9 protein-coding genes are annotated in these 13,007 nt (G+C 53.4%); 6 read left to right on the forward strand and 3 right to left on the reverse strand.

The window, feature by feature from the left end; translation table 11 throughout:
• Positions 1 to 127 precede the first annotated feature (127 nt).
• A complete protein-coding gene (locus AB8B75_RS15530; RefSeq protein ID WP_405363594.1) occupies positions 128 to 727 on the reverse strand; it encodes a biotin transporter BioY in 600 nt (199 codons plus the stop codon).
• Positions 728 to 802: 75 nt separating this feature from the next.
• On the reverse strand, positions 803 to 1,216 hold the full coding sequence (locus AB8B75_RS15535) for a DUF6314 family protein (RefSeq protein ID WP_405363595.1): 414 nt from the start codon (positions 1,214 to 1,216) through the stop codon (positions 803 to 805).
• A gap of 212 nt (positions 1,217 to 1,428) precedes the next feature.
• Between AB8B75_RS15535 and purB the strand changes: the two genes are divergently transcribed.
• The 4 genes from purB to AB8B75_RS15555 all read left to right on the forward strand — a co-directional run bounded on the left by purB (position 1,429) and on the right by AB8B75_RS15555 (position 4,747).
• Positions 1,429 to 2,733 carry an adenylosuccinate lyase gene (gene purB / locus AB8B75_RS15540; RefSeq protein ID WP_405363596.1) on the forward strand — a complete coding sequence of 435 codons (1,305 nt, stop codon included), beginning with the start codon at positions 1,429 to 1,431 and terminating at the stop codon, positions 2,731 to 2,733.
• A gap of 95 nt (positions 2,734 to 2,828) precedes the next feature.
• The gene (locus AB8B75_RS15545; protein WP_405363597.1) at positions 2,829 to 2,993 is read left to right on the forward strand and encodes a chitin-binding domain-containing protein; all 165 of its coding nucleotides are present in this window, start codon (positions 2,829 to 2,831) and stop codon (positions 2,991 to 2,993) included.
• 98 nt (positions 2,994 to 3,091) lie between these two features.
• Positions 3,092 to 3,616 (forward strand): tetratricopeptide repeat protein, encoded by a 525-nt coding sequence (locus AB8B75_RS15550; RefSeq protein WP_405363599.1) that lies wholly within the window; start codon positions 3,092 to 3,094, stop codon positions 3,614 to 3,616.
• A gap of 63 nt (positions 3,617 to 3,679) precedes the next feature.
• Complete coding sequence (locus tag AB8B75_RS15555) at positions 3,680 to 4,747, forward strand: flagellar motor switch protein FliG (protein ID WP_405363600.1); 1,068 nt, start codon at positions 3,680 to 3,682, stop codon at positions 4,745 to 4,747.
• Between the two features lie 121 nt (positions 4,748 to 4,868).
• Here the strand turns inward: AB8B75_RS15555 and AB8B75_RS15560 are convergent, their stop codons facing one another.
• Complete coding sequence (locus tag AB8B75_RS15560; RefSeq protein ID WP_405363601.1) at positions 4,869 to 5,573, reverse strand: DUF1223 domain-containing protein; 705 nt, start codon at positions 5,571 to 5,573, stop codon at positions 4,869 to 4,871.
• 228 nt (positions 5,574 to 5,801) lie between these two features.
• Between AB8B75_RS15560 and acnA the strand changes: the two genes are divergently transcribed.
• On the forward strand, positions 5,802 to 8,489 hold the full coding sequence (gene acnA / locus AB8B75_RS15565; RefSeq protein ID WP_405363603.1) for an aconitate hydratase AcnA: 2,688 nt from the start codon (positions 5,802 to 5,804) through the stop codon (positions 8,487 to 8,489).
• A 561-nt stretch (positions 8,490 to 9,050) separates the two neighbouring features.
• Entirely contained in the window at positions 9,051 to 12,476 is a 3,426-nt protein-coding gene (locus AB8B75_RS15570) for an ExeM/NucH family extracellular endonuclease (RefSeq protein WP_405363605.1), read from the forward strand.
• Positions 12,477 to 13,007: the final 531 nt, after the last annotated feature.

The following is a 13,007-nucleotide window of genomic DNA, read 5'->3' on the forward strand; positions in this document are numbered from 1 at the left end:
GCATATCTCAAGTGAGCGCCACAGTCTGGCATTTGTCCAGCCAAGATTGCACGCTCCGATTTGGCTGCAAAGAAAAAAGCCAGAGCGGGAACTCTGGCTTTCACTCATTTGAAACGGCTTGGTTGGTTTAGCTCCGAGCGTTGCCCACCAATTTCCACAAGGCCGGCAACAATGCAGCGGCCAATGCAAGTTTCAACACATCGCCAAGGAGGAAAGGCGTCAGGCCCCATTCAAGAATGGGTTTGTCCCACCCGTAAAGCATACCGAGCCAAGCTACCCCCGGCACATAGATCAGTACATTGCCGATCAGCATTGCAACGGCCATCCAAACGGCGGATCGGTCCCAACCACGTTGTGCGAGCGCACCCAGTACCAGAGCCGCTACGATATAGCCGACCAGGTATCCCCCTGTGCCGCCCATCATGTATTCAAGACCGAACTTTTCCGCCGATGACCCGGCAAAGATATCAAACCCAAGCGCGCCGATGATCATGTAACCAAGAATCGTCGTCAAACCGAGGCGCGGGCCATAGGCCGCTCCGATGGTCAGGACCGCAAAGGTACCCATGGTCATTGGCACAGGCCACATGGGTACTTTTACCTTGGCTGCAATGGCCAACATTGCGACACCAAGAATGACCAGAACGGCCTGTTTGATGCGCCGCGCGATGCCGGTCGAAGGCCCGAAGGTCTCCGCCAGAACAGAATGAGAAGCGGTCAATTGCATGAATTCGTGTCTCCTGTTGAAAATTTGTCCCTCTCTGCATGCCGTAGACGCAGCATCAGTGCAAGACCTGTTGCGCTAACCGCGCTGGTATCGGCTTTTCATGAGATAGGACTTTTTTGGGCCTGACACCTTCCAGACCACCGTAAATCGCGGCCAATCGGTGAAATCATAGGACGCTTTATAGGTGTCTGGGCCGCACCAATGCGTCGCTTCCCCGCCATTGGCTGGGACCTTGTGAAAAAACCGGCCATCCTCGAAATGAACTTCCAGGTCCGGCCACCAGACATACCGCCTTTCCGCCTGCATTGGCAGCGCTTGGGGCATTTTGAGCTCTCCGATTTCATGGTAGACCAGCCCTTCGGTACAGGTGCACCAGACAGCCGTTCCGTTGAAGACCGCGCGGGTGTCATTGGCTTGCACGATCTCCCGGTTGAGCTGCCAGGTTCCTTCGAAATCCGCCAGGACCCGCGGTCGGAGACTAGTGCGCATAGGGTGCATCTATCCCGTCGCTATTTTGCTCAAAACCGAGATCAATGGCGTCAGATGGTAAATCAAATCGTACGCTCCCTAGGCTATCTAGGCAGACACGGTAATGCTTTACGATGGTTATTGATCTCATTTCGCGGGCTCCTGTCTTGTAGCTCTCCTGCGCGCAGTTTAAGAGCGCGGTAATCCCAAGACAAATGCCAAAAGGTGAGCCCATGATCCCCCGCTATTCTCGACCTGAAATGGTTGCCATCTGGTCGGCACAGACGAAATTTCGTATTTGGTACGAAATTGAGGCGCATGCCTGTGATGCGATGGCTGATCTTGGCGTGATCCCGCGCGAAAATGCGGATGCGGTCTGGAAAGCGAAAGACGTAGAATTCGATGTGGCCCGAATTGATGAGATCGAAGCGGTCACCAAGCATGATGTAATCGCCTTCCTGACGCATCTGGCAGAACATGTTGGCTCTGATGAAGCGCGCTTTGTGCATCAGGGTATGACGTCTTCGGATGTACTCGACACATGTTTCAACGTACAGCTCGTGCGGGCCTCCGATATTCTGATCGACAATGTCAAAGGTTTACTGGCCGCGCTAAAACGCCGCGCGATGGAGCACAAACACACCGTGCGCATTGGGCGCAGCCACGGCATTCACGCGGAACCCACGACTATGGGTCTGACTTTTGCCCGGTTCTATGCAGAGATGCATCGCAACCTGAGCCGCCTGGAAATGGCCCGCTCCGAGATCGCAACCGGCGCAATTTCCGGCGCCGTGGGGACATTCGCCAATATCGATCCGAGCGTCGAAGAGCATGTGTGCGCCAAGCTGGGTCTGGAACCTGAACCAATCAGCACACAAGTGATCCCGCGCGACCGCCACGCTGCGTTTTTTGCAGCCCTGGGAGTGGTGGGCAGTTCCATCGAAAACATCGCGACCGAGATCCGCCACATGCAGCGTACGGAAGTGCTGGAAGCCGAGGAGTTCTTTTCCGCCGGACAAAAGGGATCCTCCGCAATGCCTCACAAACGCAATCCAGTGCTGACCGAGAACCTTACCGGCTTGGCACGGCTGGTACGCATGGCCGTGGTGCCGGCCATGGAGAACGTGGCCCTTTGGCATGAGCGCGACATTTCGCATAGCTCGGTCGAACGAAACATCGGACCGGATACCACAATCACGCTGGATTTCGCTTTGGCACGCCTGACGGCAGTGGTCGACAAGCTCGTCATTTATCCGGACAACATGTTGGCAAACATGAATAAATTCCGTGGTTTGGTTATGAGCCAAAGAGTTTTATTGGCTCTGACCCAAGCCGGTGTGACCCGTGAGGATGCCTATAAACTGGTGCAACGCAACGCGATGAAAGTTTGGGAGGAAGGCAAGGACTTCAAAACCGAACTTTTGGGCGATACCGATGTCGTTGCTGCACTCAGCGCAGAGGAGATCGAAGAGAAATTCGACATTGGTTATCATACCAAACACGTCGATACGATCTTTGCGCGGGTGTTCAAAGACTGAGCGGCGTAGGGTTCGGATCTCTGCAATACGGTCATTTATGTTGACCGAAAGCCCCCTGATGCTACCTTGAGTTTCATCAACACAGGAGAACCGCAATGACGATCAAGACTTTGGCCGCCGCGGTGGCCCTTACACTGACCCCGATGTTAGCATTCGCGAGTGGATGCAACTACGGCAAAGAAGAAGTGACCATGTCCTGCGCGACTGGTACGGTTTATGACGCGACAACTGGCACTTGTGTCACCAGCGTCAGCAGCTAACCTAAAAATGTTTTATTCAGTCACGCGTCTGTGATTGAATAAAACACCGCGCTGAAACGTATTCCGTTTATGATTGTATTTAAACGAGGAATTTATTCATGATGCGGATTCTATTGGGCGCAGTCCTGCTTTTGCCAACATCTTTGCTGGCTGCTGGGGGCGACAACGACGAACCACCGATCAAACCTGCAATAACTTGCGAGGGCGCTCAGGTTTTTGACGAGCGGATCAGAAGGTGTGTTGACCCCAAGGCAAGTAGCCTTGAGCGCGATCAGTTGTATCAGACAGTACGTTATTTGGCCTACGCGGGGCGCTATCGTGATGCGCAGGTTGTAATGGACGCCATGGAAGCGGACGATCCTGGTCGCTTGACTTATATGGGTTTCACGCATCGTAAAATGGGCAACATCGATCTGGCCAACCTGTTTTATGAAGAAGCCATCGACAAAGATCCCGCCAATGTTCTGGCACGGTCCTATATGGGCCAGGGTCTTGTTGCAGCAGGTGATTTGGCGGGAGCGATTGTTCAATTGCGCGCCATAAAAGAGCACGGTGGCGCGGGTAGTTGGTCCGAGGCATCCCTACGGAAATCCATCGAAACAGGATCGACTTACGGCTACTGATTTCAGCCTATATTTACCTTTGTCTGCCAATGAAGAACCCAACTTCTACTGAGGCGGAAAAAGATGACAGATATGGTTCCAATGGCTCCCTTCCCGGCTTTGCCGGGATCGGACAGCGGCACGCCCGCACCGCTCAGCCGCCGCGCAAAAGCGGCTATCGTCGTGCGTTTATTGCTCAACGAGGGAGCGGAAATCCCCCTGGAAGAGCTGCCGGAGGATCTTCAGGCGCAATTGACTAAACAAATGGGGTCGATGCGTTTGGTGGACCGCACAACCTTGGCCAGCGTCGTTTCTGAATTCGCCGATGAATTGGAGAGTATTGGGTTGTCTTTTCGCGGGGGTATTGCCGGCGCTTTGGATTCGCTGGATGGCCGTATTTCCAAGCAAACGGCTGCGCGCCTGCGCAAAGAAGCCGGCGTGCGACAGTATGGCGACCCGTGGGCGCGTCTCAAGGACATGGGCGTTGAGAAACTTCTGCCAGTGCTTGAAAACGAAAGCATTGAAGTTGCTGCGGTGCTTTTGTCAAAGATTGATGTATCGCGCGCGGCCGAACTTTTGGGCAAGCTGCCTGGGCCACAAGCACGACGCATTACTTATGCTGTGTCGCAAACCAGTGCAGTAACGCCTGATGCTGTTGACCGCATTGGACTTTCGCTCGCCATGCAATTGGATGCAGAGCCTGTTCAAGCCTTTGATAGCGGACCGGTGGAACGCGTCGGAGCGATTTTGAACTCAACAACTTCGGTAACACGAGACGATGTTCTCGAAGGACTTGATGAAACAGATGCCGGTTTTGCTGATCTCGTGAGAAAGGCGATTTTCACTTTTGCAAACATTCCAAAACGGATTGCTCCACGCGATATTCCACGTGTTGTACGCGAATTGGAGCAGGAGGTGCTTTTGATCGCGTTGGCTGGTGCCGAGGCCGCTGGAATGAAACCGTCTGCCGACTTCTTTCTAGAAAACATGTCTGGTCGCATGGCCGACCAACTGCGTGAGGAAATGGGAGAAAAGGAAACGGTGAAAGCTGCGGAGACCGAAGAAGCCATGTCTACAATCATTGCAAAAATCCGCGAGATGGAGACTGCTGGCGAACTACTGCTTGTCGTAGACGATGCCGACGAAGGGTAATCGGTTCGACGGTTGACCACGATTCTGTTAATGGGTGCCACCACCCGATTGTTGGAGTGTCACTCTGCGTTGTGGCTACCACTTTCTCGGCCAGTGTGTCTTTGAAACAGGTTTCCTGCGCTCATTTGATATGTGCCGCAGCAAGAATTGGGCCCATGTTTTCAGCTTGAATCAAAACCACAACGGGATCCTGACCAGGCGCCGTCGTCACCATCGAAAGTGGCTTTTTACCGTCCCATTCTCCGAGTATTTTCCAATCCTGCGTCACGTTCGCGTAGACAATGGTGTGACCGGCATTTTCACCCCGGGTGATCCGGGCTTCGCGACTTGGTTTGTAACGCACAATTTGTACAATCATCGGTCCCGCGCTTCGATGCAGGGTTTCGGCTTCGATTTGAATCTTGTCGCCTTTTCTTCGGATCGAAACCTTCGCGACTGCTGGCTGCTCCTTATGAAGCGCTATGGCCTTGGAAATCTCCATAGGCTTTGCCCCAACAATGTCGGTAACTCCGTTGATGATCATTTCAGGGGTGTAAATTGATCTGCGACCCGCCACAGTGGCATAGGCGCGTTGTCGGTCTGCATTTCTGGGATCGGCGAACTCATCTTTCCACCCGATGTAGTCCCAATAGTCGACGTGCAATGCCAAAGCGATCACGTCATCTCTTTCAGTCAACGCATGCAGAAGCTTGTCGGCAGGAGGACACGACGAACACCCCTGCGACGTGAAGAGCTCTACCACGACAGGCCCGCTGTGCCCGCTCTGGGCAAAGAGGGGCATGGCCATCAGCCAAAGAGCGGCAAAAAGATGTGGCAGTTGTTTCATGTGATTCCTTGCTCGAACTTTGGCCCCTCTTCAGAACCGTAGAATCTCTTGGTTGTAATGACCAATCAAGGTTTCTTGAGAGAGTGGGATCAAATTTCAACAAATTTCAGTACACAATTGTATACATTTATGCGACGGAGCGCCGAATTGAGTTGATCTGAACCGCGCCATAGGGCATTCAACGGCCAATTGAATAGATGATCCAGCTCAAGCCAGAGGAAGCCTCTTATGCCCATTACTGTTGGCCACGACACCTCCAAGACCCGTAAAACCCTGAGCGTCGGCGCGCAAAGTGTCGATTACTACTCAATTCCTGCAGCCACAGCTGCTGGGCTGGGGGATTTTGACAAATTGCCGGCTGCGCTGAAAGTGGTTCTGGAAAACATGCTGCGCTTCGAAGACGGCAAAACAGTTACAACAGAAGACATCAAAGCTTTTGCGGAATGGGCAATTCAAGGCGGGAAAAATCCGCGCGAGATTGCCTATCGCCCTGCCCGCGTTTTGTTGCAGGACTTTACCGGCGTTCCCGCTGTTGTCGATTTGGCCGCAATGCGCGATGCCATCATCAGTCTTGGGGGTGATGCAGAAAAGATCAATCCTCTGAACCCGGTGGACCTGGTTATCGACCACTCCGTAATGATCGATGAATTTGGCAACCCGCGCGCTTTTCAGATGAACGTAGATCGCGAATATGAACGCAATATGGAGCGTTATACCTTCCTTAAATGGGGTCAAAAGGCATTTAATAATTTCCGCGTTGTTCCCCCCGGCACCGGCATATGTCACCAGGTGAACCTTGAATATCTGGCGCAAACTGTTTGGACGGACACGGACCAGAACGGTACCCAAGTCGCTTATCCCGATACGCTTGTGGGAACCGACAGCCATACGACCATGGTCAACGGTGCGGCTGTTCTGGGCTGGGGTGTTGGTGGCATCGAGGCAGAAGCCGCAATGTTGGGCCAACCGATCTCCATGTTGATCCCGGAAGTCATCGGCTTTGAGCTTACCGGTTCCATGATGGAGGGCACCACGGGTACGGATCTGGTTCTGAAAGTCGTCGAAATGCTGCGAGCTAAAGGTGTGGTCGGCAAGTTTGTCGAGTTTTATGGAGAAGGTCTCAACCGCCTACCGCTGGCTGACCGCGCGACGATCGGCAACATGGCGCCCGAATATGGCGCAACCTGTGGTTTCTTCCCAATCGATGGGGAAACTCTGCGGTACCTGCGAACTACTGGTCGCGAGGAAGATCGCATTGCATTAGTCGAGGCCTACGCCAAGGAAAACGGTTTGTGGCGCGGCGACGACTACGCGCCTGTCTATACCGACACGCTGCATCTGGATATGGGAACCATTGTGCCGGCAATTTCCGGCCCCAAACGCCCGCAGGACTATGTAACGCTCGACCAGGGGCAAATCGCTTTCCGTAAAGAAATGGAAGAGACCTTCAAACGCCCAATGGGCAAGGAAATTGCTGTTGCGGGCGAAGACTACACCATGGAAAGCGGCAAGGTGGTCATCGCATCGATCACTTCTTGCACCAACACATCCAACCCTTATGTGATGATCGGTGCGGGCCTGGTTGCGCGTAAGGCCCGAGCCTTGGGTCTGAACCGAAAACCATGGGTAAAGACATCTCTGGCACCCGGCAGCCAGGTTGTATCCGCCTATCTTGAGGCGGCCAACTTGCAGGAAGACCTCGATTTCATCGGTTTCAACCTTGTGGGTTACGGCTGCACCACGTGCATCGGAAACTCCGGTCCGATCCAGAAGGAGCTCTCCGAAGCAATCGCGGAAGGTGATTTGGTGGCGACATCTGTGCTATCGGGCAATCGCAACTTCGAAGGCCGCATCAGCCCAGATGTGCGCGCCAACTATCTGGCCTCGCCGCCTCTTGTGGTCGCCTATGCTTTGGCCGGCACGTTGGATATCAATCTGGCGGAAGACGCGATTGGTCAGGATCAGGACGGCAATGACGTCTTCCTGAAAGACATCTGGCCCACAAGTCAGGAAGTTGCTGAACTTGTGGAACAGACCGTTACCCGCGAGGCGTTTCAAACCAAATATGCCGATGTTTTCAAAGGCGACGAAAAATGGCAGGGCGTGAGCACAACGGACAGCAAGGTCTATGACTGGCCTGTGTCCTCAACCTACGTTCAAAACCCGCCCTATTTTCAAGGTATGGGAAAAGAGCCCGGCACGATCAGCAACATCGAAAACGCATCTGTCCTGGCCATGCTGGGCGATATGATCACAACGGACCACATCTCGCCTGCTGGATCCTTCAAAGACACGACGCCAGCGGGACAATACTTGATCGAACGCCAAGTGCCGCAGCGCGAGTTCAACTCTTACGGCTCACGTCGTGGCAACCATGAAGTGATGATGCGCGGCACTTTCGCCAATATTCGCATCAAAAACGAAATGCTGGATGGTGTCGAAGGCGGCTATACCAAGGGACCGGATGGAAATCAGACGTCGATTTATGACGCAGCCATGGCCTATCAGGCGGCAGGTACACCGCTCGTGATCTTTGGTGGCGAGCAATATGGTGCCGGGTCGTCGCGCGACTGGGCGGCCAAGGGAACGGCGCTTTTGGGGGTGAAAGCCGTTGTGGCAGAGAGCTTTGAGCGTATTCACCGTTCCAATCTGGTCGGTATGGGGGTGATCCCGTTTGAATTTACCGGCGGTGACACACGCAAATCCCTTGGACTCACGGGCGAAGAAACCGTGTCAATCGCGGGATTGGACACCATCCAGCCGTTGCAGGAAGTTCCTTGTACCATCACGATGTCGGATGGCAGCGTGAAAGAGATTGCTTTGAAATGCCGTATCGATACCGCGATCGAGATCGAATACATCGAACACGGTGGCGTCTTGCACTATGTTCTACGCAACCTCGCGCAGGCAGCCTGATAGCGGTATCAGCAGACGATGCGTCGGGGGCTCCATGCTATTCTTGGAGCCCTTTTCGCAAGGGCGCTCAAAACTGACCTACTGTCGACGTTTACACCTCAGCTAAACCCGATGATGAAAAGCGGCTCAAATCTCCTCCCGAGCCCGGCTCAGTTGGCGACGTAACGATGCGCTGGATCGCTCGCGCAAGTATCTGACGCGCCATAATTCAACACCGCATAAATTACTTGGCTTTGGATGGTTTTGCGGGGGTAGGTTCCAACAAGTCACCAGTTGACCCAAGGGTTCAGCATTTCCGCTGGTAGCATTTTGGCATGAAACCGCCTGAAGGTAAAATCGCTCTACTGTCAAAGGCAGTCGTAATCAGTGTCGCAGCGCCACGGAAAGACCATGTTTTTCAAGCCGATGCGGCGACAGCCAAACACTGTTGGGCTTCAACTCAAGATGTCTTGATTCTCGTAACCCGAGTTTTTCATCACTCACGTAAACTTGTAGTGGTGCTGTAACACGTGTTTGAAATACCAGTGTCAGCAATAAAAATTGGCACAGGGACATAATGCGATGGCTACCATTCTCACAGAAAGCTTTGAAACCGACGGAAACGGGACACGTTACACCACTTCTGTGCCTGAATTCTCAGACGGTTTTGGCGACTTTTTTACCCGAACAGATGGCTCGAATATCGGCAGTTTTTACGAAGTAACAGGAGCCGACGGTGATTTCTTTTTTGGAGCTCAAGATATTGACGGTGAAGGGGCCGCATCACTGCAAACGCTTAATTTCAATGGGCTAGATATTGCGGGACTGCAAGATCTGACATTCTCGGCCTTGGTGGCTGAAGATGACGATGGCACCAATCAGGACTGGGATCTCAGCGACTCGGTCAGGGTTGAGTATCAGATTGATGGTGGCGGTTTTCAAAACCTTCTGGCAATAGAGAGCGTTCCCAATGGCAGCGCTTTCAATGCGCCCCCTGCCGTCGACACCGATTTTGACGGCGATGGCGACGGTCTTGAAATCACCAGCACGTTCCAGAGATTGACGGCGACCATTGCCGGTGCCGGGACGTTGCTGGATCTGCGGATCACTTTTGATCTCGATAGCGGCGATGAGGATATCGCACTCGACGACATCCAGATCGTTGGACAGTCTGGTGGTGTCACGCCACCCGCTGTTTTGGTCGCAACTGGCGACGGGCTCAACGTCAATGAAAGCGGCTCCGAGACGGATACTTTTACGTTGGGTCTTACCACGGACCCTGCGGACACTGTGACCGTTGCAGTCGTAGCTGACGCGCAGAGCGAGGTCAGTCTTGACGGGGTGAATTTCGCCTCCAGCATCAATGTCGCGCTCGCTGACAGCCAAACGCAAACTCAGGTGTTTGTGCGTGCCATTGATGACAGTTTAGATGAAACCAATCCCCATGCTGGTGATATCAGTCTTTCCGTCGCCAGCGCAGATCTTGATTACGACGGGTTGGCAGTGCCGTCTTTGACAGTCACCATCGGCGACAACGACGTCACTTTGAAAAAAATTCACGAAGTTCAAGGCAGTGGCGACGCATCGGCGCTGGTAGGTGAGGAAGTGACGGTAGAGGCAATTGTTACCGGCCTCTTCTTTGATGCAGACAGCAACGTGCAAGGCTACTACCTGCAAGAAGAAGACGCGGATGCCGATGCCGATGCCGCCACTTCGGAAGGCATCTTTGTTTTCGACCCTGACGCCACAGTGGCAGTAGGTGATAAGCTGCAAGTGACCGGAGAGGTCGAAGAACGCTTTGGCAAGACACAAATTGCTGCGTCTGAAGCGATCATCATCAACAGCGGGAATGCACTGCCCACAGCGGTCGCCATAACACTGGGCATCGGGCCTGACTTTGAGGCTGTGGAAGGCATGCGGGTAGAACTCCTGTCTGAACCCGGTGCAGCACCCCTAACTGTGGTGACCAATTTCAATCTGGATCGTTTTGGCGAAATTCAGGTTGCTGAAGGCAATCTGATCCAGCCCACGCAAATTTTCGACCCTGAAACACAGCAGGCTGAGATCGAAGCACTGGCGCTCAGCAACGCAGAAAGCCGGTTGATCATTGATGACAGCGCAACGGGGTCCAACCCGGATGTGTACCGTTTGCTGGCAGGAACCGATGGCAACCCGGCCAATCCGACAACGTTCGACGCCAGCGCCCCGCAACTGAGGCTTGGCACCGAACTTGGGACGATCGAAGGCATCATGGACTTCGAATTTGGCGCTTTTCGCTTGCAAGTGTCCGAACCGCTGGACACCATTGATGCCAATCCGCGCCCGACAGTGGTGCCAGAGGTGGGCGGCGATCTGAAAGTCGCAAGTTTTAATGTTCTGAATTACTTCACGACGCTGGATGACGGAGCGCAAACCGGGCCAAATGGTGACTTGGACCCACGCGGTGCCGTGACGCAGGTCGACCAGGACCGACAAACCCAGAAACTCGTAAATGCGCTGACGGCAATCGATGCGGACATCATCGGGCTCCAAGAGTTGGAAAACAATGGATTCGGTACAGACGCTGCGATTGTGACGCTGGTCAATGCCCTGAACCAGGCGACCGCGCCTGGCACCTATGCCTTTGTCGAGCCTTCCGGTACCAATAGCGGCTTCATCGGGTCCGATGCCATCACCACCGGCATCATCTACAAGCCTGATGCTGTGTCCCTTGTCGGCGACGCACAAATCCGTGTTTTTGAGGAACAGAGCGCGGCCACGACCTTAGCGATAGCTGAGGAACTCAACGCATTTGCTTCCAGCGATGATCAGGTCGGGGATTTTCAACGCAACCGCCCGGCTGTCGCCGCGACTTTCGAAGATGCGGCAGGCAATCAGGTGACCGTGGTGTCCAACCACTTCAAATCCAAAGGCGACAGCAATCTGGAAGATGTGGTGCAAGACGCCGAAAATGCCGGCGCGCCTCAAGTGTTGATCGACGCACTGCGGGCTGATCCAAACTTTGATCAAGGCGATGGGCAGGCGTTTTGGAACCAGGTGCGTGCGGACGCTTCGGCCGAATTGGACGAGTGGTTGAAGACAAACCCAACTGGCGCTGCGGACACCTCCAATGTTCTCATCCTCGGAGATTTAAATGCCTATGCGCAGGAAAATCCGGTCACCACGCTGGAGACCGCAGGGTACACAGATCTGGCTGAAAGTTTTGTCGGTGAAGATGCCTATAGCTTCGTGTTTGATGGCCAACGAGGGACACTCGATTATGGTCTGGCAAGCGAAGGTATTCTGGACAACATTACAGGTGTCGCGGAGTGGCACATCGCGGCGGATGAACCAGACTTGCTCAACTACTCGTCTGAGTTCAAGGATGCGTCCTATTTCAATGGTGCTGACGTTTTTGCCGCCTCTGATCATGATCCCTTGATCATCGGGCTCGATCTGAACGAAGCACTGGTCACAGTCGCCGCCCGGCTGGACTTCGTGGAACGTCGTTTTCTGGACAAACTGGTCTACTCAGTTGAGGGCGAGAAAATCGATAGCCAACGATTGGGTTTTCTTCAGCGCGACATTGAGGTCGACAGTGCAGGGATCACGATCAAAAGCGATGACGGCCTTGCCTTTAGTCCTTCGTATATCTCTACCTTGGGCAAAGGTATCGGTGTGGCTTCGCTTCGGGGCGACAGATGGTTCTCAAACGAAAAGAAAATGCTAGACGACAGGGAAACGCTTAGTATCGAACTCGAAGAGTCCAGCGGCCTCGGTGACGCGCTCGAAGTAGGGTTTGAGTTTGCAAAAGTCAAAGGTGCGGGTGACGTCGCTTTGACGTTCTTTGAAAACGATGTCCAAACGGAGAGCGTCCTACTTGCGATAGACAACAAAACTGTCTCGTATGACTTGGCGAGTGACACATCCTTTGACCGGGTGGAGATCGGAACAACCGGTAAACTGGAGATCACCTTAGGCGCTGTGGAATTTGAGCGTATCCTCATCGAAGACGACTTTCTCGCTTAGATTTTTGCAGGGCGCGTGCTGATGAGGTAAGCGCGCCTACGCACGTCGAAGCACGCTGGTTCGGAATTGCTCTATGGTTTGATGTCCTTAGAGCACACCGTCAAATGCAATACAGAAACTTATGCTCAGACCGGTTGTCACGAACTTGCCCGTTTTAAAAAAATCATGACCACTTTGACCGAAGCGATGTCACCCGAATTGTTCCGGGTTGCTTTTCACACTAAGCGCTTTCAGCCTCAAGGTTTAACAACCTGCAAAGAAAAGGCAGCCTTTGGCACTGAGCATTTCTACTTTATGTTTCGAACGCCCAATGTTTTCCATTGAAGCCAGCTCATTTATCCAATGTCCTTACGAGCAACGACATATGGTCCTCAAGTTCACATGAGCGCAATTGGGAAAGGATGCCGCGCTCGAAATTAGCAATCATTGATTGCCCCAGTTTATCCAGTTTTGAGATGCTGATGCACAAATCCGTTTGTCATCTCATGCAAGGAAAATCGTGTCTTACAATCTGCCATGCAGACATGCCAC

It is taken from the genome of Roseobacter sp. (genome assembly GCF_045106495.1).
Lineage (GTDB): Bacteria > Pseudomonadota > Alphaproteobacteria > Rhodobacterales > Rhodobacteraceae > Roseobacter.

Bases quoted from the DNA above. Each gene is read 5' to 3' on its own strand.
- AB8B75_RS15530 (WP_405363594.1), bottom strand. From the start codon at position 727: ATGCAATTGACCGCTTCTCATTCTGTTCTGGCGGAGACCTTCGGGCCT.
- AB8B75_RS15535 (WP_405363595.1), bottom strand. From the start codon at position 1,216: ATGCGCACTAGTCTCCGACCGCGGGTCCTGGCGGATTTCGAAGGAACC.
- purB (WP_405363596.1), top strand. From the start codon at position 1,429: ATGATCCCCCGCTATTCTCGACCTGAAATGGTTGCCATCTGGTCGGCA.
- AB8B75_RS15545 (WP_405363597.1), top strand. From the start codon at position 2,829: ATGACGATCAAGACTTTGGCCGCCGCGGTGGCCCTTACACTGACCCCG.
- AB8B75_RS15550 (WP_405363599.1), top strand. From the start codon at position 3,092: ATGATGCGGATTCTATTGGGCGCAGTCCTGCTTTTGCCAACATCTTTG.
- AB8B75_RS15555 (WP_405363600.1), top strand. From the start codon at position 3,680: ATGACAGATATGGTTCCAATGGCTCCCTTCCCGGCTTTGCCGGGATCG.
- AB8B75_RS15560 (WP_405363601.1), bottom strand. From the start codon at position 5,573: ATGAAACAACTGCCACATCTTTTTGCCGCTCTTTGGCTGATGGCCATG.
- acnA (WP_405363603.1), top strand. From the start codon at position 5,802: ATGCCCATTACTGTTGGCCACGACACCTCCAAGACCCGTAAAACCCTG.
- AB8B75_RS15570 (WP_405363605.1), top strand. From the start codon at position 9,051: ATGGCTACCATTCTCACAGAAAGCTTTGAAACCGACGGAAACGGGACA.